The organism is Pseudoalteromonas sp. S2893 (assembly GCF_005887105.1).
GTDB lineage: Bacteria > Pseudomonadota > Gammaproteobacteria > Enterobacterales > Alteromonadaceae > Pseudoalteromonas > Pseudoalteromonas atlantica.
Genome location: NZ_PNCY01000018.1, coordinates 1 through 25,322, shown reverse-complemented (window position 1 = coordinate 25,322; position 25,322 = coordinate 1). Strand labels below are relative to the sequence as shown.

The following is a 25,322-nucleotide window of genomic DNA, read 5'->3' as shown; positions in this document are numbered from 1 at the left end:
GAGCATTGGGTTGAAACACTTTTTTATTGTCACTGTAAGTTTAGCGTGCGCTTACTTTTTTACCGGATATTTTAGTAATTTACTATTAGCGATAGATGGCTACGCAGTGGCTGTGTGGCCGCCTTCGGGAATTGCGCTTGCTGGCTTTTTAATTTGGGGCAGAAAGAGCTTACTAGGTATTGTTTTAGGGGCTTTTTTTACTAACCTCATTCATTTAGAAAGCGCCTCAGCGATATTTCAATTAAGTGTATTTATGCATGCTGCGGCTGTTACCTTTGCTGCTACTTTACAAGCATGGGTAGGTAGCCAGTTGGTCACTAAAGTGATTAAAGCACCACTCGACTTATCTTCTTTAAAGCACTGTATTCAAAGCCTCGTTGTTGCCGGCCCATTGTGCTGTGTTATAGCTGCAGGTGTAGGCACCAGCTTATTAATTTTTAATGGCGTTATTGTGTCTCAAGCCGGTTGGGATACGTTTATAGCGTGGTGGATAGGCGACAGTATTGGGGTGCTTGTTTTTACTCCGCTTATGCTAGCGGCATTTAACTATTCACAGGTAAATTATCGCCTACAAGTTATACTGCCCTCACTGTTAATTTATATGGTTATAAGTATTAGCTTTTATGGCGCGGCCAGTGTAAAAAAAGAAAAAAACATTCAAAAAGAAGAGCTGAAAATATTAGCCACTCAAGATGCTATCAACAATAAAATTAACGAAATAACAGCACACCTCGCCTTACTGGCGACCTTTTTTTCTAGTAGTGACGATGTGAGCTTTACTGAATTTAAGCAGTTTACTTCTAAGCAGCTTAGTTACAGCGAAGAAATTTTAGCATTTGAGTGGGTGCCCTACTTACCAAGTGAAAACTTAGCTCAGTATATAGAGGCTAATAACAATACAGAGCTGGCTAAATATAACTTAAAAGAAAGAGCAAAAGATGGCAGTTGGCAGGCCATACCCCTACGAGATTTTTACTACCCCGTACAATACGCACATCCTTTGTCGGGAAATGAAGACGTAATTGGCTTTGATCTTGCCTCAAATGAGGTAAGGCGATCTGCATTAATAAAAGCAAAAGTGTTAAATGAGTTGGTGATCAGTGAGCCAATAAATTTAGTACAAAACGAAGCTGAGCGCGGCGTGTTGTTTTTTCATCCGGTGTTTGGCAACAATATTACCGAAGACGATTTTAAAGGTTTTGTGGTAGCCGTTGTAAGTTTAGAAAGACTATCAAACGCGGTGTTATTTGATCAAAACAACGGCGTTGCAGTGAGCTTTACAGACACCACAACAGAGAATAATGCACAACCTATTTTTATTGCCGATCACCAACAACTATTGCCGTTAAAAGACTATAAGTTATTGGTAGGTAAGCGGGTGTGGCAGGTGGAGCTGCATCAGCCAATGCAACGAGAGTCATGGTTAGTTTACTGGCTTGCACAAATAGCCGGCATGTTATTTGTTTGGCTGCTTATTACCTTTTTAATATCGGTAACGGGTACCAATATTCGTATACGTGAGCAGGTAGCAAAACAAACAAAAATTTTACGCTTAGAAAAGCAAAAGGCCGATGAAGCCAATGAAATAAAAAGCCAGTTTTTAGCAAATATGAGCCACGAAGTTCGCACGCCTATTAATGGTATTAAAGGGCTGCATTATTTAGCCCTACAGCAAAACGATTGGCAGCAAGCTCGCAGCTATATTGAGCAAGCGGATGGGGCTCTGGGCGTATTGCTAAGAGTATTAAATGATGTGCTCGATTTTTCTAAAATGGAAGCAGGCAAACTTGATTTAATTCAAGAGCCAATTGATGTAGGCACACTCAGTGAAGAAGTGGCTAATTTACTGCAGTTTGATATAGAAGCAAAGTCGCTAGAATTTATGCTTGATTACGATAAATCAAGTAACTTGGTTATTAACACCGACCCAATACGCTTAAAACAAGTTTTGCTAAACCTAATCAATAATGCCATTAAGTTTACAGCCAAAGGCAGCATCACGCTTAAAGTGTGGCAATCTAAAAAAATGACTTACTTTAGCGTTAACGATACCGGTATTGGTATTAGTAAAGAGGCACAAAAACAGCTCTTTAAACCGTTTGCACAAGCAGATAGCTCTACCTCGCGTCAATATGGCGGCACGGGCTTGGGTTTAAGTATATGCAAAAAGCTTGTAGAGTTGATGGGTGGAGAAATTGATTTAATAAGCCACGAAGGGCACGGTTCTACGTTTACCTTCAGCTTACCAATTTATTCGCCGCTACCAAAGGCTGAGCAAATAAAGCAACAATATGATGAGATAGATGTTAGTACGCTTTCTTTTGCAGATTATAAATTATTACTTGTTGAAGATAACCCATTAAATCAGCACGTCGCGAGCGCTATTTTAAAAACCAAAGGGTGCGTTGCTGATATTGCTAATGATGGTTTTGAGGCGATTGAAAAGCTGACAGAGCATACCTACGACATTGTGCTTATGGATATACAAATGCCAAAAATGGATGGCCTTGAAGCCACGCGAGTTATTCGTAATGAACTTGGTTTGTTTGACCTACCTATTATTGGCTTATCTGCTAATGCCCACGATGACGATGTTAAAAAAGCAGTTGCCAGCGGTATGGATAATTATATTACTAAACCCATTGAAGCAAATACCTTATTTAAAACACTCTGGCATCACTTAGCTCATCAAAATAAGTGAACAAAAACCTAATTTTGTTCACTTTTTAAGTAAAAAGCAGACATATGACCGCTAATATTTACTTTAACTGCTCTACACTTGAAAAATAACTGTACCTGCGTATCATGCGCGCAATTTTAACCTAACCGAGTCGCTATTATGATAAATAAAAAATTACCTCTGCTAGATATTCATCGCCATTTAGATGGCAATGTACGTGCGCAAACCATACTAGAGCTTGGTCGACAGTTTAATATTACGCTACCTGCTGATAACGTAGAGGCGCTTATCCCTCATGTGCAAGTTATTGATCCTGAGCCTGATTTAATGGCATTTTTGCAAAAGCTCGACTGGGGTGTAACGGTACTGGGCGATTACGACGCCTGTAGACGCATTGCAGTTGAAAACATAGAAGATGCTCAAGCGCAGGGACTTGATTATGTAGAGCTTCGCTTTAGCCCGTATTATATGGCACAAAGCCAAGGCTTACACCCGCAAGGGGTGGTTGAGGCCGTGGTTGATGGTATTAAATCGGCTACTCAAGGCGCCAATATTAAAGCAAACTTAATTGGTATTATGTCGCGTACTTACGGTGTTAAAACCTGCCAGCAGGAGCTTGACGCATTACTTGCCTTTAAAAATGATTTAGTGGCGATTGATTTAGCCGGAGATGAAATTGGTTTTCCGGGAGAACTTTTTATCGAACAATTTAAGCAAGTAAGAGACGCTTACTTGGCCGCTACCATTCATGCCGGTGAAGCGCTGGGCGCAGCGAGTATTTGGCAAGCCATTAATGAATTAGGTGCAAGCCGTATTGGCCATGGGGTAAAAGCAATTGAAGACCCTAAACTAATGGACTACCTGCGCGATAACCGCATTGGTATTGAGTCGTGCTTAACCAGTAATATTCAAACCAGTACCGTAAACGATTTAGCTAAACACCCTCTTAAACAGTTTTTAGATCACGGTATTTTAGCGTGTATTAATACCGACGATCCGGCTGTAGAGGGCATTGAAATTGAGCATGAATACCTAGTGGCTGCGCCAAAGGCCGGTTTAACACAAGCCGATATGCATAAGGCACAAGCTAATGCCTTAGAGATTGCATTTTTAAGCGACAGCGATAAAAACGCATTAACTGCGCTTGCTGCAGCACGTTAAATACGCTTAATACAAAAAATGCCGCTTATTAGCGGCATTTTTTATGTTAGCTTACTTTTGTTTGGCAGCTCACGTAATTATCAAACAGTGCTTTTAATACATCGCTTCGGCCAATCAGCCCTATCACGGTGTCACCCTCAACAACGGGGTAGTTTTTTGGCTTTCCTGTTTTCATTTGCTCTGCAAGCTCGATAATGTTGGTATCGGCATTAACGGTTACAACCTCGGTTTGCATAAGCTGCGAAACTTTTACAACGCCATCGCAAAAATAGCTGCTTCGCATTAATGGTTTTAACAGCTCTTGCTCAGATATAAAACCAACCAGCGATTTATTGTCATCAAATACTGGTGCACCTAATAAGTTAAACTTTTGCAGCTCACTAATGGCGGTGGTCATTTCGGTATTTGGGGTAATGTGTGGCAACTTACGTTGCATAAAATCTTTTACTTTTGTATTTAACATTTGGGTCTCTCCCGCTGATGTTCTATACAAAGTATGGTTTATAGATAGGAATTTAGGAAATTGTTTATACTGATTAAAGCAATAGGTTATACCAATTAATAGCTTAAAATTTATAGAAATAATAAAGGCGCCATGGGGCGCCTTTGTATTATAAATAAAAATTTATTTTATAAACGCAAATGCGTCAGCGTACATGTTTTCGCGAACAGCACCGTGAGCAATAAAGTCATCACGGACAATGCCAATCATGTCAAAGCGACCAGCCATATAAATGTCGTAAGGTTCTAACGACACAATATCTTGCATTACTGCTTTGTGTACAAACCCGGTGTGGCCTTGCCAATTAGCAGATGGGTTTTCTACAACAGGAATAAATTTAAAGTGCTCGTTACTCTCTGCCCATGCTTGCATTTCGCTGTGAGCATACAATGCAGACTCTTCTTTAACACCCCAGTAAAATAATACCGGGCGGTCGCAGTTAATTTCAGCTAAGTGATCAGCCATTGATTTTGCATAAGAAAAACCAGTGCCGCCAGCCAATAAAATAATAGGGCGCTCGCATTGTAGGCGTAGTTGCGATACACCAAGGCCGGCTTCTATATCTACCGGTGTATTATTTTGATGCGCATTACGCAAATGCTCAAGCGATTGCATTGCGTATGAATCGGCTTTAGATGCGCCAATATGAAGCTCTATTTCATCACATTGCGATGGACGACTTGCAATCGAAAATGCGCGCTTGTCTTTTTCGCCAAGTACAAGTTGCATGTATTGGCCAGCTTCAAACGTAACAGGTTGTTGAGGCTTTAAAATTACTTTATGAACAAATTCTGTAAGTGGGCTGATGGCAACAACTTCAGCTTTTAATGTTTGCATTTTTTACCTTTTAGCAGCGTTTACGCAGATATGCAGTTAAGTGGAGCAATATTAACATATCTGCGGGGTTATTTTATAGCCTGTTTATATTCACTAAGGGTGCTTAAAGTATATCGAGGCTTTGCCAAATTTCGTCAACACGATCTTTTGTTGCTTTATCCATGACAATTGGCTCGCCCCATTCGCGGTCGGTTTCACCTGGCCACTTATTTGTTGCATCCATGCCCATTTTTGAGCCAAGCCCAGATACCGGCGATGCAAAATCGAGGTAATCTATTGGCGTGTTTTCAATTAATGTAGTGTCGCGCGCAGGGTCCATACGGGTAGTGATGGCCCAAATAACATCGTTCCAGTCACGGGCATTTACATCATCATCGCAAACAATAACAAACTTAGTGTACATAAACTGACGTAAAAACGACCATACGCCCATCATGACGCGCTTAGCATGGCCTGGGTATTGTTTTTTCATGGTTACCACGGCCATACGGTAAGAGCAGCCTTCGGGTGGTAAGTAAAAGTCGACGATTTCTGGAAACTGCTTTTGCAATATAGGCACAAACACTTCGTTTAATGCCACACCTAAAATAGCTGGCTCATCAGGTGGACGGCCGGTAAATGTACTGTGGTAAATTGGGTTTTTACGGTGTGTTAAATGGGTCACTGTCATCACAGGAAAATCATCAACTTCATTGTAATAACCAGTGTGGTCGCCATATGGCCCCTCGGGAGCCATTTCGCCAGGCATAATGTAGCCTTCAAGTACTATTTCGGCACTGGCAGGGACCTGTAAGTCATTTGAAATTGACTTAACCACTTCTGTTTTACTACCGCGCAGTAAGCCAGCAAAGGCATATTCGCTTAACGTGTCTGGCACAGGTGTCACCGCACCTAAAATAGTGGCAGGATCAGCTCCTAATGCAACCGAAACTGGGTAAGGCTCGCCAGGGTTTTCTTTACACCATTCTTGAAAATCGAGTGCGCCACCGCGATGCGATAACCAACGCATAATTATTTTATTTTTACCTAATAGCTGCTGGCGGTAAATACCCAAATTTTGGCGTTTTTTATAAGGCCCTTTGGTAACGGTTAAACCCCAAGTAATAAGGGGAGCGGCATCTCCAGGCCAACAATGCTGTATTGGTAACTTAGTTAAATCTACCTCGTCACCTTCTAGAACAACTTGTTGGCACGGTGCTTTTTTAACTTCTTTAGCCGGCATATTGAGTACTTGTTTAAATACCGGAATTTGCCCTAGTGCTTCTTTAATCCCTTTTGGTGGCTCGGGCTCTTTTAAAAAAGCGAGTAGCTTGCCAACTTCACGCAGCTCGCTTACATCTTCTTGGCCCATGCCCATAGCAACGCGCTTAGGTGTACCAAATAAGTTTGCAAGCACAGGCATGCTGTGACCTTTTGGGTTTTCGAACAATAATGCGGGGCCTTTAGCACGTAATGTACGGTCGGCTATTTCGGTCATTTCAAGATACGGGTCGATTTCTTGAGTAATACGTTTAAGTTCGCCTTTTTTTTCAAGCAAATCGATAAAATCACGTAAATCTTTATATTTCATGGTAGGCCGCTACTAAGCAAAAAGTAAAAGTATTATACCCAACTAAACAACAAATGCATGTGCAGTTGTAAGTCAGTGATAGTGTAAAAACAGGGTATTTATTACGATGAGAAAAAAGAAAAAGTTTAAATCGCGAAAGACAAAATTATAAGGCGTCGGCTTGTTGAAGTTGGCAGTGGTATTTTTTACCTGAAACAATCAACATCGCTTCATCGGCTTTAGACCAAAATAGCACTTGCTCATTAATATACTTTACCCCTGATGCGCTCGGCTCTTTATTAAGCGTATATGTTTGCTCATTTAAAGTAAGTGTTGCCCCCGCTCCTTGGTGGGCTAATTCTACTACGCGCTCGTTGCATAAGTAGTGGGTACTTTTAGACTCATTACTACAGGCTGATAAAACCAGCATGCTTGTAAAAATAACCACCAATGCTTTCATTAATATCCCCTAAGTAAGTTTGCCATTGATAAAAATCAATGCGTTTAATCAGCATAACAAAGCAAAATTAACCGTTGGTGAAAATTACGGATTACGCTATGTTGATAGCATTATTTTTTAGCTAGGAAGCAACATGGCAGGCATTAACCTTTTAACATTACTTGATGATATAACCACCTTACTTGATGACATTGCCACAATGAGTAAAGTCGCCACTAAAAAAACAGCCGGTGTACTTGGTGACGACTTAGCACTTAATGCTCAGCAAGTTACAGGCGTTACAGCCGACCGCGAATTACCTGTAGTTTGGGCTGTGGCAAAGGGCTCATTTTTAAATAAAGCCATTTTGGTGCCTGGTGCATTGCTCATAAGTGTATGGCTGCCTTGGTTAATAACCCCGCTGCTAATAATTGGTGGCTTATTTTTATGTTTTGAAGGCGCTGAGAAAGTATTTGCTCGGTTTTTACCTCACCCCGAAAAAGAGGCTGATGAGTCGCAACAATTAGACCCAGCTGAGTATGAAAAGCAAAAAGTAAAAGGAGCCATACGCACCGACTTTATTCTCTCAGCCGAAATTATAGTGATCACCTTAGGAACGGTTGCAGGTGCCACACTTGTAAATCAGGCGCTTGTACTGTGTGTTATAGCCGTATTAATGACCATAGGTGTATACGGCCTTGTAGCCGGTATTGTAAAGCTTGATGACGCGGGGTTGTATTTGCTTAATCAATCAAAGGTGTCGGCTAATAAATTTAAAGAGATGCTTGGTAAGGGGCTATTAGCTGCAGCACCAAGGCTTATGCAATTTTTAGCCTTTGCCGGCACAGTAGCCATGTTTTTAGTCGGTGGCGGTATTTTATCCCACGGTATTGAGCTACTACATCATTGGCAATTAGAAGTAATAACCATAGGCAAGTCGTTATTAAATGGCACCGGCGAAACATTAGCCCCCCTTATATTTGACGGATTACTAGGAGTAGTAGCAGGGCTATGCATTGTTATTCTGCATTTAGTTTGGAGTAAGCTTACTAACCCTAAGCATTAGATTAATAACCCTATTAATTTACGCCTGTTTACATAAAGGGAAGAAGTATGGTGTATGTTTTTGTTAAAAGTATGTAACATAAAGCTCAATCAAAAATAAATAAAAGGAACTTTAATGAATAAGTTTTTGGCTTGTCTGCCTTTATTGCTGGCCAGTATTTTTAGCTCACATACTAAAGCAAGTAACGACTTGGTACCGATAGAAAGCTTTAGTAAAGATATAGAGTTTGCAGGTGTGAAAATTTCACCTGATGGAAAATACTTAGCTGTAATTACTCGCCCTGAAGGAAAAAATGTATTAATGGTGCTAAGCACTGATACATTTAAAGTAAGTCATGCAATTAAGTTTCCTAATGATGCCCAGGTTGGCAATTATTATTGGGTTAACAATGAAAGAATTGTACTGGCTAAAGAGTACATTAAAGGCTGGAAAGATCATCCCGAATTTCATGGTGAGCTTTTTGGTGTAAATGCTGATGGTAGCCGAGGCAAATATTTAGTGGGTTACCAAGGTGAAATGCAAACAGGAACCCGTATAAAAAAAGCGACACCCATACTAGGTACTTCTTATGTACTAGACCCGCTTATTCATGATAGGCGTAAAATGCTGATCCTGACCTACCCATGGAGCGCTTCAAATGAGCCGCATACAATAGTTTATGAAGTTGATATTTACAGCGGAAAGCGAAAAAGAGTCACTCGCTCACCATCAAGAATGGCAGGCTTTTTAACAGATCATGATGGTAATGTGCGTGTTGCTGTTTCAAACGATGATTATATTAATCAAAAAATTTATACCCGTGAGAAGTCAGGTGGTGAATGGCAACAGCTTGATTTAGGAGAGTTAAAATACACTGATATTAGCCTTCATGCGTTTGATAGTACGGGTGCTTCTGTTTATGTTACAGCGTCAGAAAATGGCGAAGCAAAGGGGCTTTATAAACTAAATTTAGAGAGTAAAAAGTTTGAGCTTTTGCATAAAGAACCACAGGTCTCTCCAAAAAAAGTGTGGGTAGATGAAGTTTCTAAAGAATTATTCGCAATTGAAAATGAACTTGGCTATCCTGCCTATTCCTTTATAAATAATTCACATAAAAGTGAGCGCTTAAAGGCATTAATACAATCCCTTCAAGGGCAGCAAGTTCAGCTTGTTAGTAGTACAGAAGATGGTGAGAAGAGTATTATCTTTGCGTCAAGCGATACTAACCCTGGCAGCTACTACTTGTTCGATGCCAAAAAGAATAGCTTACGCTTTTTGTTTGCGACTAAAAGCTGGATCAAGCCAAGTGAAATGGCTATAACCAAACCTGTAAATTATAAAGCGCGTGATGGCTTAACAATATACGGATATTTAACCATCCCTAATAATACTGATGAGAAAAACTTACCTTTAGTTGTTATGCCTCACGGTGGTCCTCATGGACCAAGAGATTGGTGGGGCTATGAGAGCGAAGCTCAGCTATTAGCCAGTAGAGGCATTGCAGTACTAAAAGTTAACTTTAGAGGCTCTGGTGGCTTTGGCCGCAACTTTGAGCATGCCGGACATAAAAAATGGGGTGCTGAAATACAATACGACATTATTGACGGTGTAAAATACTTAATAGAGCAAGGCACTGTAAATAAAGATAATATTTGTATAATGGGCGCAAGTTTTGGTGGCTATTCGGCACTACAAAGTGCAATTTTAGAACCTGATATGTTTCAGTGTGCTATTGGTGTAGTTGGGGTGTACGATTTACCGCTAATGTTTGAAGAAGGCGATATCTCTGAACGTGACCGTGGACAGCGCTATCTTAAAAGCGCGCTTGGTACTGATGAGGCACTGTTAAAGCGTTTTTCACCTAGCTACAACATAGACAAGCTTAAAGCGCCAGTTTTAATTGTACACGGTGGGCAGGATGAAAGAGCACCAATTGAGCAAGCTGAGTCTTTAGTTGCAGCGCTAAAAAAAGAAAACCATCCTTACATATACGAGTTACTTGAAGATGAAGGGCATGGCTTTTATAAAGCAGAGCACAGAACGCGCTACTACAAGCAGGTACTTAACTTTTTAGATGAGCATATGACTTTCTAATTATAAGTATGAATGAAGATTGAAAATGGCCAGTTAAACTGGCCATTTTTTATTTGCAGTTTGCTTTATCGCACATTTCCTCTAATTCTATTTTCGCTTTGCTATTACCTTGCGCTATTGCCTGCTCATACCAATGTTTTGCTGTTTGTACATTTTGAGTTACGCCTTGTCCATCTCGGTACATTTGCGCAAGGTTGAGCTGCCCCCATTGCGAGCCGGCATTTGCGGCTAGAGTAAAACTCTCAAGCGCATCGCTATACTGTCCGTTTTTAAAATATGTAATGCCTTGTTGGTTATTTTTGTCGAGCTTTAAACCTTTATATAGCGGTTTTGGTTTTGGCGGAAACATAACAAACCCACCATATAAACTGTTTGCTGAGGGGCGCAGTACGTCGTAAATCACCCCGTCGTTGTAAAGTCTTTTTACTTCGCTACGAGGTAAAGTAATTTTGTCATCTGAGAAGTAACCTCTTTGTACTAATAAGCTGGTACGCATTGCAGTAGTAATGCCTTTGTTGCGCTTATAGCTGTAGTTACTTACTTGAAACGTTATAAACTGCTCGTCAAAACTTAAAACTTGCGCAACTTTTAAGTTGGTGAGTGTCCATGGCTCATGAGTAAATTTATCAGCGTGTACTAAATACGTATCGTAGGCTTTAGGGTTAGTTAAGTAGCTTTGCTTTTGCGCTTGCGCTGCAGCGTGTTGTTGGTAAAAAAATAACCCCACCCATAACGCTAAAAGTACCCCTATAAAGTATTTAGGTAGAGTGAAAATTTCAAACATCGGTAACTGCTTTAATTTTACAGGCGCATTATGGCCGCATTGATAGCATTCGTATTTATAGTTTAGTGCTAAAGGCAAAACAGGAATAACCGTAAAGCGTAAAAAACGACTTTGGTTTATTAGATGATAGGCGCGGCTATGGCAGTTAGGGCAGCACTGTGTTTGTGCAAAATGAGGAAACGACTGACTCGTATTGAAAAGCAACATGCCCGCACACTCCTTGTTTTATTTAATTTATATAAAGGTAAAACAAGGAGTGCGTTTATTAAAGCGACAAACTGTAAGTAAGTATGTCAGTTATTAGTTAGTCTGCGCTTTCGGTTGAATTGTTGTTTTGGCATCTGCTGCCATTAACGCAAATACAGCATACGCAGCGGTATTTTGGCGCAGTTTAGCAGGCGTTACTTTATCGAGTGTGTCATCAGCTGTGTGATGGTAATCAAAGTAATCAGTGCCATCTTGGGCCAACTCAAATATAGGTGCCGACACCGCTTTTTTTAATGGGATTAAATCCGGCCCGCCGTTAGCCTGGTTTTTACCAATGTACTCAATATTTAATGGAGCCAACTCTTTTGCTATGGCACGGACTACTGGCAGAGAAGCCGCATTAACACTTGACTCAAAACCATATACTACATCGGCGCCAAAGTCCGACTCAGCAGCTGCAACTATATTGTGTAAGTCACTTTTGTGTTGTGCAAAGTAAGCTTTTGCACCCCAAAGTCCAAGCTCTTCTGCTGCAAAAAGTACAACACGAATACTACGTTTAGGGCGTTTAACATCGCTAATGTGTTTAGCCGCAGCCATTGTTAGCGCAACACCGGCACCATCATCTAATGCGCCAGTGCCTAAATCCCACGAGTCTAGGTGGCCGCCAATTAACACATATTGTTCTGGGTTATCGGTGCCATTAAATTGGCCTATAACGTTATAGCTTGTGCCTTCTCCTAGGCTTTGTGTTTGTACATTTATATTAACCGTTACCTTTTTGTTTAAAGCCACTAAGCGCGCTATTTGATCCGCATCAGGGTTGGCAATAGTTACGTTAGGTATTTTTTTAACCCCTTCTTTATAGTAACTACCGCCAGTGTGAGCAAAGCGATGGTGAGCTGTGCTCACTGAGCGCATCATGTAAGCAACCGCGCCTTTTTTTGCAGCTTCAATTGCGCCTGTGGCACGTGCTTTTACTGCGGGGCCGTATCCGTTGCCGTCTATGTCGCGGTTCATGCGGTAATTAATATAGGCAATTTTACCTTCTAAGCTATTTGCTGGTGCTGCAATTAGCTCATCCAATGTTTCAAACAGTACAACCGGTGCACTAATGCCATCATCGGGTGTGCTTACACTATTACCCAGCGCAGTTAAATGCAGAGGTTGCTCACTTGGGGTGAGTATTTTTCCGCTTTCGCTATAACGGCGCCATTTTGGAAATGTTGCTTCTTCAAGCCATACTTTATCAAAACCAAGTTCGTTAAATTTTGCTTTAGCCCATGCTACTGCTTTTTTATCGTTTTCAGTGCCGGGTAAGCGAGGGCCAACTTCTGTTGTGAGTGACTCGAGTAGCTCGTAGCTTAAATGGCTTTTAAGTGCAGCAGTGCGCACCTCATCAACCTGTTGTAATTGCATGGTGGTGAATTCTGCATTGTTTGCGCTAACGCTGAGGCTGCTAGTCATTAGTAGCGCTGTAATAATTTTTTTCATATAGAGTTAAGCCTTTTTATAATTAAGTGTATTAGAGCACTTTTTAAAGGCTTTAAAAAATAGATGAGATGAATGCAGTGGTGTTTTTAATAGGCAGTAAAAAGCCCGCACAATTATTATTGTGCGGGCTTTATAAGTATAAGTTTTATAACTTAAAAGCTAAATTGAGCTGCTAGGCGTACATTGGTGCCTTCGCCAATAGTTACATTACCATTACCGCCGCCACCTAAGTAATCAGTATCAAATAGATTTTCAACGTTAAGGCGAAGATTTATATCGGTGTTACTCATGTTAAACTTATAAGTTGCACCAACATCTATACGTGTATAGGCATCTTTGGTAATAGAATTATCACTATCTGCAAAGCGTTCACCTTCATAAAAAGCACCGGCATTAAACGCAATGGTGTCGTTTAACTCATAGCGTGTCCAAAGTGATGCAGACCATTTAGGGGCATCGGTAGGTCGTTTACCTTGTAGATTTTCGTTCGCTCTTTCATAGTTAGCATCTAAATACATTGCAGATGCCATAACAAATAAACGGTCAGTTGCTGCACCTTGTGCTGCCATTTCAAAACCTTTATGACGCTGTTCACCAACTTGGTTTGTTTCAGTGGTAATTGAGCCGATAGGTGTTTCAAGTTGTTCTGTAACTAAGGTTCCATTTTTACTTATATCGAAAATAGCACCGCTAAGCATTAAACGCTCATCAAATAGCTGCCATTTAATACCAAGCTCTCTTTGTTCAGAGGTGACAGCATCTATTTTCATACCAAAGTTGATATCTTCTTCGTTAGTAATGGTTTCGTTTTGTGGCTCAAAACCTTCTGTATAACTGGCATAAATAGTTGCAGATGCATTCGGGTGATAAAGCACGCCGAATTTAGGCAAAAACGACTCGTTATTTTGTCCTTCACGTGTTTGCTTATCAAAGCGACCGCCAACAGACACTTGCCATTGTGGTAAAAAAGTAATTAAATCTTGGGCGTATACACCGTAGTAGTCATATTCAGTTTCGCTTTTAGTGAGATCAGTTTTATAGCTGACATCTGGGCGGGCAGGTTCATTTTGGCCTGCTGTAAAACTAAATGAATCAGCAGATGTGCGTAGTTGACCATAATAGTAGTCAAGCGAGTTCGCACCGATTAGAAATTGGTGTTGTATGCCAGCCGTTTCAAATTCACCAATAAAATCAATAAATGCAGTGGTGAATTGCCAATCATCAAAACGATCGTATGGGTTCGAAGTGTATGTATTCGTTTGTGAGATGTAAGAATTTCGACTAGGAGATGACTCAAAACGCTGGCGCTCAAATGTTTGCTCGTTGTAACCAAGCTTAACTTGCCAGTGATCGTTTAAGTACACTTCAAAATCTACGCCTAAGTTTTCTACCGTTATGTCGGTAAACGCCCAAGACATATCGCGAATGGTTTTGTCATCACCAATCACATTAGCGTTGTCATCTATCCATGCACCTGTATCAAGGCCTGCTTTGTCGTCTGTGCGGTCGTAATGCACGCGTACTAATGCGTTGTCACTTAAATCGTAATCAACAATTACAGCGCCTAAAAAACGGTCGCGTTCACGGTTTTCGCCGTTTTGGTATTCGCGCCAGTAATCAACATCTTGTTTTACTAAAATACCACGTGCACGTAAATCTTCAGCGTCGGTAAGTGCACCAGCCGCGTCTAGCATAAAGCGGGTAGAGCCGTGTTGGTCTACATCTGCGCTGGCGTTAAATAATGTAGTTGCCGTAGGCTTTTTTGTCACCATGTTTATCAAGCCACCAGGGCCTGATTGTCCGTATAAAATACTTGATGGGCCTTTAATAACTTCTACTTGTTGTAGAATTTCAATCGGTTGCTGGTAGTGAGACCAATGTTGGTGTCCATCACGTAAGTAGCCTGTTGAAGAGCTAAGTTCAAAGCCGCGTAAGTTAAATACTTCACGGTTACGTTGTTGAGAGCCGGCAGTTAAACTTGCATCGTTAGTAAGCACTTCGCCAAGAGTGGTTGCTAATTGCTCGCTAATTATTGTATCGCTAATAACCGTTACTGATTGCGCTGTTTCTAACAATGACGCTGATGTTCTCATTGCTCCGTTGGCGTTGTCGACTTTGTAGTCGTTGAAATAGCTGCCTTTAACTTCAATTCGCTCTAAGTCAGTAGGGGCGGCAAAGGCGCTTGTGCTAATGGCACCAACAAGTGCTACGTACAGTGAGTTTAGTTTCATCAATTACATCCAGTGTTAGGGTGTTAAAATTTTTGGAGATCTTAATGAAAACTAGTATCATTTTCAACTCTTTTATTAACAAGATTTAACACATCGTAAAATAATGGTCATCGGGTATTAATGGTTGCCTTATCTGAATTCTGCTATTATACAGCTCATATTTTGGGGCTAAGCCCTGTGTTGTTTTTATTATTTTGGAATTAATTGTGACTTCTACTGCATTTTCATCTTTGGCTTTACCTGCTGGTTTAGTTGATAATTTATCAACACTTGGCTACTCGCAAATGACGCCTGTACAAGCGCAAAGCTTACCGCCGGTTTTGGCAGGTAAAGATATCATTGCGCAAGCAAAAACGGGTTCAGGTAAAACAGCTGCTTTTAGTTTAGGTGTGTTAGCTAAATTAAATGTAAAACGTTTTCGTATTCAATCGCTTGTACTTTGTCCTACGCGCGAGCTGGCTGAGCAAGTGGCGGTAGAAATGCGTAAACTTGCCCGCGGTATTCACAATATTAAAATATTAACGCTATGTGGTGGAGTATCAATTGGCCCACAAATAGGCTCGCTTGAGCATGGGGCGCATATTATTGTGGGTACACCTGGGAGAGTGGACGATCATATTCGCAAAGGCACACTGCGTTTAGACGATGTTGAAACGCTGGTACTTGATGAGGCAGATCAAATGCTTGATATGGGTTTTCAAGATACCCTTGATGCCATTATTGAGCGCATACCGCAAAATCGTCAAACGTTGTTATTTAGTGCAACCTTTCCGCGTGCAATTGAAGCTATTGCAAAGCGCGTATTAAAAAATCCAGAGATGATAAAAGTAGAAGAAGAGCAAGAAAAAAGCACAATAAAGCAATACTTTTACAAAATGGATAACAACAAACAGCGTTACTCAACACTTAAATTATTACTACTTAAATTTACACCACAAAGCTGTGTTGTTTTTTGTAATACCAAGGTAGAAACACAACAAGTTTGTGATGATTTAGCAAGTGAAGGCTTTAGCGCAGTGGCGTTGCATGGTGATTTAGAGCAGCGTGATCGCGAACGTACGTTAATTCATTTTGCTAATAAAAGTGCCTCAATATTAGTTGCTACCGATGTTGCCGCGCGAGGCTTAGATATTGACGACATGGATATGGTAATAAATTACCACTTAGCACACGACCCACAAACCCATGTGCACCGTGTAGGGCGTACAGGCCGAGCGGGTAAAAAAGGCATTGCGTGCTCTATTTACGGTGAAGCTGAGCAGTTTAAAGTGGCGCAAATAGGCGACCATTACGAACGAGACTTTTTGCCAGAGCCAATGCCTGCTTTTAGTTTATTAGAAAAGCCGCCTTACAAGCCTGAAATGGTTACCCTAATGATCGACTCGGGCAAAAAGCAAAAAGTGCGCGCTGGTGATATTTTAGGTGCACTTACTGGCAAAGATGGTGTTGCAGGACGCCAAGTAGGTAAAATAAATGTACTCGATAACGTTGCCTTTGTAGCCGTTGAGCGCAATGCATCAAAACCTGCGCTACGTAAATTAACCGAGGGCAATATTAAAGGGCGTAAAATTCGTGCCCGTCGCCTTACCCGCTAATTACCTGTTTTGAGCAGCTAGCTTTAGCTGCTCATACTCGGCTCTTATTTGTCTAAATTGACATGCACTCCCAGTTTGCTTATCGGGATGATGTTTTAATGCCAATTGCCGCCAGCGCTTTTGTAGCATAGCCAGGCTAAAGTTTGGCGGTAATTGCCAAGCCTTAAGTAATGACTCAATATGCCCAACTGGTTGCTTTATTAGTGGGCTAAATTGCTGCCAAAAACTATCTAATAATGCCTCTATGTCTTTGGCATTGGTGTCGTAGTTTTCCCAGTTTAAATAGTAACTTTTTAAATGGGATTGCGTTGCTACATTGCTACTTGGCTCTACAAGTTCAATATGTAATGACGATATAATTAAGTGCTTGGGTAATAGCTGTGTTTGCAGCTCAAATAAAGCATTCATAATTAAAAAATTCTTTTTAAATAAATTTTGCTCAGGGTTTGCATCTAAAGGTGGTAACACCCCTTGTTGAGCGAGTGTTGCAGCTAAGGTATGAACTTTCCAAACACGCTGAGTTAAAAGTAGCTCAAAAATCTCATCAATCAGGGGGTTAAGCATTGTTTGCACTCGTTTTGTTGTGTATCTTCAATAAAGATTACACTGACTAAAGCTAAAGTTTGAAGGAATAATATTATGCAAGGCAAATTGAAGTGCCTTTTATTTGTTTTATGTTGTGTGTTCATACTGCCAAGCTTTGCTCAAAATAGTGTATCTTTATTTGATGAATTTAAAAAAGAGCAGCAGTGGGACGTAAAACTCACGCTCGGTAATGCACTGCTTGAAGCAAAAAATATTACAGAATCCCAAAAGGTCAGTGTGTATTCTGAACTTGCCGATTTAGCCTTCTCCTCAGATGATTTTGAAAATGCCCTGCTGTATTTTAAAAAATTAGAACAGCACACCTCCTTAAACTACCTACCAGATATGCACTTTAGAGCCATTAAAATGCAAGGCGTTGTGTTTTATTTTCAGGGATATTTTCAGCAAGCTATTGTTGAATATAGCCGTGCCATGGTGATTGTTGAAAAAAACAATAAGCAAGTAGAGCTTGCAAACCTGCTTAGTAATATTGGTTTAGCGTACTTCGAAATGAATAATATGGAGCTAACGCTCGAATATTATTTAAAAGCAAAAGAGATTTATGAGAAAAAGGGCAGTGCTCAAGACCAAGCTGATATTTTGCTAAATATAGCAGGGGTGTACATAAGGTTATCACGTTACGAAAGCGCCATTTTATTTTATAAAGAAGTACTTAAAGTTTATCAAAAATTAGCTGATACCAGCGGTATAGCGCAAGTTAACAATAATTTAGGGGTTGCTTACTACGAAAGTTCGCAATTTGATTTAGCGCTGCATTATTACCAAATGGCACTGCGCTATTATATTTCTACCAATGATTATAATAAGTTATCTACCCAATATACTAATTTAGCAAACATCAATTTAATTCTTAATAACGTGGATGTTGCCTACGAGCAAGCTAAATTGGGGGTGCAAAATGCCCTTAAAATTGCTAATCACAGTTTAGAGCTTAACGCCTTACATGCACTGGCTAAAATACAATTTGTGAGAGGCGAGCTTGCTGATTCGCAAAAAAGCTTAGATAAAGCAACCGATTTGGCCACACAATATAATAGTGTGCGTATAAAGCGCGATGCTTTTGGTACGCGTTCGCTCCTAGAGGCAAGCAAAGGCAACTACGCTGAGGCATTAACTCTGCACGAAAAGTTTGTAGCAGAGCAGCGCGGTATAAATAGCGAAACAATTACCAGCGCCTTAGCTGTATTACAAAATCAGTTTAAAGCTACTCAGTTAAATCAAGAAATTCAAAAGCTTAAGCAAGAACGAAAAGTACAAAAGTTAAAAATGAGCCAACGCTCGCAGCTTACGGTTTTTATTTTTGTTTTATTATTTTTAGTAATTGTAACGGGCACCGCGCTTTATCGTCGGGGCGCCGAAAAGCGTGCCAAGCAGTTATTAAAAGAACAAGTCGCGCAGCGTACAGCAGAGCTACAAGCTATTGCCCAAGAGTTGCGAGAAGCAAATGATGTTAAAAGCCAGTTTTTGGCAAATATTAGCCATGAAATTAGAACCCCTCTTACCGCTATTTTAGGTCAAACAGATGATTTAATTAATGGTTTGTACGAGCCTGAAAACCTACAAGATGAATTAAAAATAATTCAACGACATAGCGATCACTTAAAAAGTTTAATTAATGACGTACTCGATTTAAGTAAAATAGAAGCAAACAGATTAGAGCTTAATATTTCGTGCTTTGACATAGTGCAGCTAGTTAGCGATGTACATGCCATGTTTATTACGCAGGCTAAGGCGAAGCATTTACAAATTCGTTTTGATAACCATGTAGGCAATGCGTTTTATACCAAGCTCGATTTAATGCGGGTGAAGCAAATACTCATTAATTTATGTGCTAATGCTGTTAAGTTTACGCAGGCGGGGCAGGTAGTTGTGTCTTTAAACAAAACCGAGCAAGGGCTTGTTTTTATAGTGAAAGACACCGGTATTGGCATGAATTCATCACAGCTAAAACAAATATTTGAATGCTTTAGCCAAGCCGATAACAGTATTAGCCGCCGTTTTGGTGGCACCGGGTTAGGGCTTAGTTTGTCTCAACAGCTAGCTTCTATGATGGGCGGCTACATTAGCGTACAAAGTGAGTTTAAACGCGGAAGTCAGTTTTCGCTGTTTTTACCCTGTGTAGAAGTTGAAAAAGAGCCAGATGAGTACGAACATGTAAGCGCCGCTGAACAGGTTAAGCAGTTAACCGGGCGTGTAGTACTGGCTGAGGATCATCCCGACAATCGCAGACTCATAAGTCGTTATTTACGTTCTATGGGGCTTGAAGTTATTGCGGTAGAAAATGGCGAGCAAGCGGTTGAGAAGTGCCTACAAATATACCCAGATTTAGTGCTGCTTGATATACAAATGCCTATTATGGACGGGCGTGCTGCGTTTTCGTTGTTGCAACAGTGCGGCTTTCAAGCGCCTATTTTTGCTTTAACGGCCAATGCAATGAGCCATGAAGTTGATGATTATCTTGCCCTAGGGTTTACAGGGTATTTAGGTAAGCCACTAGATAAAAACGCGTTTTATAACACCCTTGCCCAGCATCTAGGTGAAGCAAAACAAGAGGCAGCCTATACAGCTAAGATAGACATGAGCGACTTAGTAACAAGTTTTAAGCAAAGCTTCACGTTTGAAAGCGAAACCATAAGTCAGCACCATAATAGTAATGACCTAGAAGCACTACAAAAAGACAGCCATCGTATTTTAGGTGCTGCGCAAATGTTTGCGTTAGACGATATTGCCAAGGCCGCTAAAAATCTCGATATGGCTTTACTCAATAAACAAAGCCAAAGTAAAGAACACATTCAAAAGCTTGTAGATGAATTACAGCGTGTACTTAAAAAATATAACGAGAGTTAATTATACCAATCGTGTTAGGTTATTAGACATTTATAGCGACAGATAAATAGAGTGGTCATAAGGCATGAATTTTGACACCTAGTTGTTCTACATAAGAAATTTATAACGCCATTAACGCTTTATTTAGTATGCTAGAAAGGCTAAATATCTAAGCCGATTGGTATTAGTCGTTTACACATAAAAAAAGCGCCCTAGGCGCTTTTTTTATGTAACGAAAACGCGCTTATTGGCGTTTCATCGAATCGAAGAATTCATCGTTCGTTTTGCTCATAGAAAGCTTATCAATTAAGAATTCCATTGCATCAATCTCTGACATTTCATGAACAATCTTACGTAAAATCCACAGCTTTTGTAGCTCATCTGGCTTAGTAAGTAGTTCTTCACGACGCGTACCAGAGCGGTTAAAGTCGATGGCAGGGAATACACGCTTTTCAGCAATCTTACGATTTAAGTGTAGTTCCATGTTACCGGTACCTTTAAACTCTTCGTAGATAACTTCATCCATTTTAGAGCCCGTGTCGATAAGTGCTGTAGCTATAATTGTTAAGCTACCGCCTTCTTCAACATTACGTGCAGCACCAAAGAAGCGCTTAGGCTTGTGCAGTGCGTTAGCATCAACACCACCGGTAAGTACTTTACCTGATGAAGGAATAACAGTGTTGTAAGCACGCGCTAAACGGGTGATTGAATCAAGCAAGATAACCACATCTTTTTTGTGCTCAACTAAACGTTTTGCTTTTTCAATAACCATTTCTGCAACTTGTACGTGGCGAGAAGCTGGCTCATCAAACGTTGATGCAATAACTTCACCTTTAACGAGGCGTTGCATCTCGGTTACTTCCTCCGGACGCTCATCAATAAGTAAAACCATTAATGTAACATCTGGGTGATTGTGAGTAATTGATTGTGCAATGTTTTGCAGTAGCATTGTTTTACCCGCTTTAGGCGGTGCTACTAACAAACCACGTTGGCCACGGCCAATTGGAGATGCTAAATCAAGTACACGAGCGGTAATGTCTTCTTTACTGCCGTTACCGCGTTCCATACGAAAACGTTCGTTTGCATGTAGTGGGGTAAGGTTTTCAAAAAGAATTTTAGTGCGAGAGTTTTCAGGTTTATCGAAGTTAACTTCATTTACTTTTAATAAAGCAAAGTAGCGTTCGCCATCTTTAGGTGGACGAATAAGCCCTGAAATAGAATCGCCAGTACGCATGCTGAAACGGCGAATTTGGCTTGGAGATACATAAATATCATCTGGGCCAGCTAAGTAAGATGCTTCTGATGATCTTAAAAAACCAAAACCATCTTGTAAAATCTCTAGTACACCGCCACCGAAGATGTTCTCTCCGCCTTTGGCGTGTGCTTTAAGAATGGCAAAAATGATATCTTGCTTTCTTAAGCGGGCTACGTTTTCGAGCCCCATGGACTCAGCTAAGTTTACAAGTTCTTTTATAGACTTGTCTTTTAATTCGCGTAAATGCATATTGGTGGGTTCTTTATTACAATTGTCATACTCAAAATCGCTTTGATAGTTGAGTGAGGTTTGTTGAATATAACTAAGGATTAGTTGGCTTTATAAACTAGCAGTTCACTGGCATAGCGTCCAGTCTTTATACAAAATAAACACAAAAAAAGGGCAAAAACGCCCTTTTTTTTAATTTTTACTTAGATATTGTTTTCTAAGAACTCAATAAGTTGAGTTTTAGAAAGCGCACCAACTTTCGTTGCAGCTACTTGGCCGTCTTTAAAAAGAAGCAGAGTAGGAATACCACGAATACCAAATTTAGGCGGCGTACCCGCGTTTTGGTCGATGTTTAATTTAGCAACTGTTACACGGCTTTCGTATTCATCAGCTACTTCATTAAGGATAGGGGCGATCATTTTACAAGGTCCGCACCACTCAGCCCAAAAATCTACTAGTACAGGCTTGTCTGATTGTAATACGTCAGCTTCAAAGCTATCGTCAGTAATTTGGATTATTTTCTCGCTCATTGCGCTCTCCGATTTAGTTAGGCGAAATATTTAGTGCGTATTTAAACACTCTTGTTTCTTATTGCAAGTTTAAACGTTATGCTTAAACGCTATGACTAAGACACATTTGACCGATAAAAAGTTTTCAGACTTTGCTATCGCACCGGAAGTGGTTGCCGGTTTAACCGAAAGTGGGTTTGAATATTGCACACCCATTCAAGCAAAATGCCTACCTTTTATTTGTGACGGACGCGATATCGCGGGCCAAGCACAAACAGGTACGGGCAAAACGTTGGCGTTTTTAACTGCCACGTGCCATCGGTTATTACAATCTAGCAAAGCACCTAGTAAACACCCAAGAGCCCTGATCATGGCCCCGACTCGGGAGCTTGCGATTCAGATACACAAAGATGCTAAAATTTTAGCGCCGCACTGTAATCTTAACTTAGGTTTAGTATATGGTGGCGAAGATTACGAAAAACAACGTGCACAATTAGAAAAAGGCGTTGATATTTTAATTGGTACTACAGGTCGCCTAATCGATTTGTACAAGCAAGGCTGTTACACCCTTAATGAAATTGAGGTAGTTGTGCTTGATGAAGCCGATCGTATGTTCGATTTAGGCTTTATAAAAGACATTCGTTACATGTTCCGCCGTATGCCAGATACAGCAGATAGATTAAACCTATTATTTTCTGCCACGCTTTCTTATCGCGTGCAAGAACTTGCCTTTGAACATATGACCAACCCTGAGCACGTTCAAATCGAGCCAGACGTTAAAACAGGTAAGCGAATTAAAGAAGAGCTATTTCATCCTTCTCAAGAAGATAAAATTAAGCTGCTATTAACTTTAATTGAGGAAGAATGGCCAGAGAAAGCCATTGTGTTTGCCAATACAAAGCACAGCTGTGAAACAGTGTATGCCTGGTTAAAAGCCGATGGCCACCGGGTAGGTATGCTTACTGGCGATGTAAACCAGAAAAAACGCCAATCTATATTAGCGCAATTCACCAAAGGCGAATTAGACTTTTTAGTGGCAACCGATGTGGCAGCACGTGGGCTACATATCCCTGAGGTAAGTCATGTATTTAACTTTGACCTGCCAGATGATTGTGAAGATTACGTTCACCGTATAGGCCGTACAGGTCGTGCGGGCGCATCAGGTCATGCAATTAGCTTTGCATGTGAGCAGTACGCTTATAACCTGCATGAAATAGAAGAGTATATAGAGCACAGCATTCCTTTATCACATTATGATAAAACCGCATTGCTAGATGATTTAACAAAGCCTACTATTCAAAGAAAGCGCAACTATTCTACAGGCCCACGTAATCGTAGTAATAATAACGGACGTCGCCCAAATAATAGTTACCAAAAAGGACGGTCGTAACTCGGCCGTTACTGTACGTAGTAGTAACTAGAGGTTTTTGAACGGTGGGGCAATTTAAACCGCAAAAAAATGTGTATGCAGTCATTGATTTAGGCTCAAATAGCTTTCATATGCTAATTGCTAAATCAATTGCTGGCGGCCTACAAACTATAGGCCGCGTTAAACGCAAAGTAAGATTAGCCGCAGGGCTTGATAAAGATAACGTATTAAGCACTGAGGCAATGCAGCGAGGCTGGGAGTGCCTTGCACTTTTTGCTGAGCGCCTACAAGACATTCCAAAACAAAATATCACCATAGTAGCAACGGCCACATTACGTCTTGCGACGAATGCCGATGTTTTCAAAGCACAAGCAGAAAAAATCTTAGGCCATACTATTAATGTAATAAGTGGTGAGCTCGAAGCACGCACTATTTATAAAGGCGTAGCACACACTTCATCATGCACTGGCAAGCAGCTAGTTATTGATATTGGTGGTGCAAGTACCGAAGTCGTCATAGGTAAGGGCTTTGAGGCACTGCACTATAAAAGCTTAAATATGGGGTGCGTTACTTATTTAGAGCGCTATTTTAAAGATTGCCAATTAAGTGAAGCAAACTTTAACGCTGCCATCAAAGCTGCCCACGAAGTTATTGATGAAATTGCCCCTGAGTATAAACAAGCAGGTTGGCAAATTGCATCGGGTGCTTCTGGCACGGTGCAAGCCATTCAAGAAATAATGGTTGCGCAACACTTAGATGAACTACTCACCCTAGAAAAGCTAAATAAAATAAAAGAGCAATCAATAACGTTTAGCACTATCGCTGCACTAGACTTACCTGGTCTAAGCGAAGAGCGCAGATTAGTTTTTGTATCTGGTCTTGCTATCTTAATTGCGCTATTTGAATCGCTTGAAATTGAAAAAATGGGATTAGCTGGCGGTGCACTACGCGAAGGTGTGCTTTACAGTATGGTGCCCGAGCTTCATAACAACGACATTCGTAAACGCACTGTTGATGGGTTTATGGAACGTTACCATGTTGATCAAAAGCAAGCTAATCGAGTATCGAGCTTAGTTATTCAACTGGCAGAGCAGGTAGGTGAAAGCTGGCCGCTTGTTAGTGAAAATGCGTTGCCGCTTTTAAAAGCCGCAGCACAACTACACGAAATTGGTTTATTAATAGAGTACAAGCAATATCACAAACACACAGCCTACATTATAGAAAACACCGATATGCCAGGTTTTTCACAATCTGAACATAAAGTGATTGCTGCTGTTGCCAATGCTCATCGCTCCGATATTCAAAAAGGCAGCTTCGACGTTTTAGGTGCACATAGTACACTTACCCAATACTTAGTTAGGTTATTAAGAATTGCCGTAATATTATCGATGCGCCGACAAGACGACGTACTTCCTAAAATAGAGTTATCTGTAGAAAAAGACACCTTAGACTTAAAGTTTGCCAATAACTGGTTAAAAGAACACCCTCTTATGGCTAGTGAGCTACAACAAGAGTCTAAATTGCAAAGTAAACTCGGTTGGAAACTCATCGTAAACTAATATAAAAGGCCCGTAAGGGCCTTTTTAGTGTTTAAAGTAACCACTTTGCTACAATTTCACGCGAACAGTCATTTATTTCAAGTTTTCTTCAAAAAAGGGTTGATCTGTTTTCGGATCTCCCTATAATGCGACCCCACTGAGACGGCAGAGCAGGCAACGCTTAGCGAGGCAAGCAAACCACTTAGTGAGTTGAGTAAAACTTAGTTTTAAAAACTTTCAAGTTTAACAAAATTAAGTGTTGACAAAAAAATAGGAAAGCGTAAGATGCGCAGCCCTAGCGAGATAAAGTTTAACGCTTTAATCGCAACGTTCTTTAACAATATAAAGCAATCATCTGTGTGGGCACTCGTAC

General features: G+C 40.6%; 18 protein-coding genes. 8 read left to right on the top strand and 10 right to left on the bottom strand.

Translation table 11 applies throughout. From position 1 onward, the window contains the following. The first annotated feature begins 10 nt into the window (after positions 1 to 10). Together CWC04_RS11310 and add are read left to right on the top strand one after the other, a co-directional pair. Entirely contained in the window at positions 11 to 2,701 is a 2,691-nt protein-coding gene (locus CWC04_RS11310; RefSeq protein WP_138685471.1) for a CHASE domain-containing protein, read from the top strand. A 138-nt stretch (positions 2,702 to 2,839) separates the two neighbouring features. After that, complete coding sequence (add, locus tag CWC04_RS11305) at positions 2,840 to 3,841, top strand: adenosine deaminase (RefSeq protein ID WP_138685470.1); 1,002 nt, start codon at positions 2,840 to 2,842, stop codon at positions 3,839 to 3,841. 46 nt (positions 3,842 to 3,887) lie between these two features. Here the strand turns inward: add and CWC04_RS11300 are convergent, their stop codons facing one another. The 4 genes from CWC04_RS11300 to CWC04_RS11285 form a co-directional block, all read right to left on the bottom strand. Next, entirely contained in the window at positions 3,888 to 4,304 is a 417-nt protein-coding gene (locus CWC04_RS11300) for a CBS domain-containing protein (protein ID WP_004588969.1), read from the bottom strand. A gap of 162 nt (positions 4,305 to 4,466) precedes the next feature. Then, positions 4,467 to 5,180 (bottom strand): NAD(P)H-flavin reductase, encoded by a 714-nt coding sequence (fre, locus tag CWC04_RS11295; protein ID WP_004588968.1) that lies wholly within the window; start codon positions 5,178 to 5,180, stop codon positions 4,467 to 4,469. Positions 5,181 to 5,283: 103 nt separating this feature from the next. Next, on the bottom strand, positions 5,284 to 6,750 hold the full coding sequence (ubiD, locus tag CWC04_RS11290) for a 4-hydroxy-3-polyprenylbenzoate decarboxylase (protein ID WP_024032061.1): 1,467 nt from the start codon (positions 6,748 to 6,750) through the stop codon (positions 5,284 to 5,286). A gap of 145 nt (positions 6,751 to 6,895) precedes the next feature. Continuing rightward, on the bottom strand, positions 6,896 to 7,189 hold the full coding sequence (locus CWC04_RS11285) for an MliC family protein (RefSeq protein ID WP_138685469.1): 294 nt from the start codon (positions 7,187 to 7,189) through the stop codon (positions 6,896 to 6,898). Between the two features lie 133 nt (positions 7,190 to 7,322). Here CWC04_RS11285 and CWC04_RS11280 point away from each other — a divergent pair, with 133 nt between their 5' ends. Then, positions 7,323 to 8,234 carry a DUF808 domain-containing protein gene (locus CWC04_RS11280; RefSeq protein WP_064384567.1) on the top strand — a complete coding sequence of 304 codons (912 nt, stop codon included), beginning with the start codon at positions 7,323 to 7,325 and terminating at the stop codon, positions 8,232 to 8,234. A 114-nt stretch (positions 8,235 to 8,348) separates the two neighbouring features. Further along, on the top strand, positions 8,349 to 10,307 hold the full coding sequence (locus tag CWC04_RS11275) for a S9 family peptidase (RefSeq protein ID WP_138685468.1): 1,959 nt from the start codon (positions 8,349 to 8,351) through the stop codon (positions 10,305 to 10,307). Positions 10,308 to 10,356: 49 nt separating this feature from the next. On the opposite strand, the gene CWC04_RS11270 is transcribed toward CWC04_RS11275, so the two are convergent. From CWC04_RS11270 to CWC04_RS11260, 3 genes are all read right to left on the bottom strand, one after another. Next, complete coding sequence (locus CWC04_RS11270; RefSeq protein ID WP_055019974.1) at positions 10,357 to 11,298, bottom strand: tetratricopeptide repeat protein; 942 nt, start codon at positions 11,296 to 11,298, stop codon at positions 10,357 to 10,359. A 93-nt stretch (positions 11,299 to 11,391) separates the two neighbouring features. Then, entirely contained in the window at positions 11,392 to 12,792 is a 1,401-nt protein-coding gene (locus CWC04_RS11265) for a M20/M25/M40 family metallo-hydrolase (RefSeq protein ID WP_138685467.1), read from the bottom strand. A gap of 152 nt (positions 12,793 to 12,944) precedes the next feature. After that, the gene (locus CWC04_RS11260) at positions 12,945 to 15,023 is read right to left on the bottom strand and encodes a TonB-dependent siderophore receptor (protein ID WP_138685466.1); all 2,079 of its coding nucleotides are present in this window, start codon (positions 15,021 to 15,023) and stop codon (positions 12,945 to 12,947) included. A gap of 206 nt (positions 15,024 to 15,229) precedes the next feature. Here CWC04_RS11260 and dbpA point away from each other — a divergent pair, with 206 nt between their 5' ends. Further along, complete coding sequence (dbpA, locus tag CWC04_RS11255; protein WP_055019977.1) at positions 15,230 to 16,618, top strand: ATP-dependent RNA helicase DbpA; 1,389 nt, start codon at positions 15,230 to 15,232, stop codon at positions 16,616 to 16,618. Here dbpA and CWC04_RS11250 read toward each other — a convergent pair whose 3' ends face one another. Next, positions 16,619 to 17,182 (bottom strand): DNA-J related domain-containing protein, encoded by a 564-nt coding sequence (locus CWC04_RS11250; protein WP_138685465.1) that lies wholly within the window; start codon positions 17,180 to 17,182, stop codon positions 16,619 to 16,621. It lies immediately after the preceding gene. A 75-nt stretch (positions 17,183 to 17,257) separates the two neighbouring features. On the opposite strand from CWC04_RS11250, the gene CWC04_RS11245 reads away from it, so the two are divergent. Then, positions 17,258 to 20,071 carry a tetratricopeptide repeat-containing hybrid sensor histidine kinase/response regulator gene (locus CWC04_RS11245; protein WP_138685464.1) on the top strand — a complete coding sequence of 938 codons (2,814 nt, stop codon included), beginning with the start codon at positions 17,258 to 17,260 and terminating at the stop codon, positions 20,069 to 20,071. 223 nt (positions 20,072 to 20,294) lie between these two features. Here the strand turns inward: CWC04_RS11245 and rho are convergent, their stop codons facing one another. Next, the gene (gene rho / locus CWC04_RS11240; RefSeq protein WP_004588958.1) at positions 20,295 to 21,554 is read right to left on the bottom strand and encodes a transcription termination factor Rho; all 1,260 of its coding nucleotides are present in this window, start codon (positions 21,552 to 21,554) and stop codon (positions 20,295 to 20,297) included. A gap of 182 nt (positions 21,555 to 21,736) precedes the next feature. Next, positions 21,737 to 22,063: a thioredoxin TrxA gene (gene trxA, locus CWC04_RS11235; protein ID WP_004588957.1), complete on the bottom strand. Its 327-nt coding sequence runs from the start codon at positions 22,061 to 22,063 to the stop codon at positions 21,737 to 21,739. Positions 22,064 to 22,154: 91 nt separating this feature from the next. Here trxA and rhlB point away from each other — a divergent pair, with 91 nt between their 5' ends. Together rhlB and gppA are read left to right on the top strand one after the other, a co-directional pair. Beyond that, a complete protein-coding gene (gene rhlB, locus CWC04_RS11230; protein WP_024032051.1) occupies positions 22,155 to 23,432 on the top strand; it encodes an ATP-dependent RNA helicase RhlB in 1,278 nt (425 codons plus the stop codon). A 44-nt stretch (positions 23,433 to 23,476) separates the two neighbouring features. After that, complete coding sequence (gppA, locus tag CWC04_RS11225; RefSeq protein ID WP_138685463.1) at positions 23,477 to 24,970, top strand: guanosine-5'-triphosphate,3'-diphosphate diphosphatase; 1,494 nt, start codon at positions 23,477 to 23,479, stop codon at positions 24,968 to 24,970. The last annotated feature ends 352 nt before the right edge of the window (positions 24,971 to 25,322 follow it).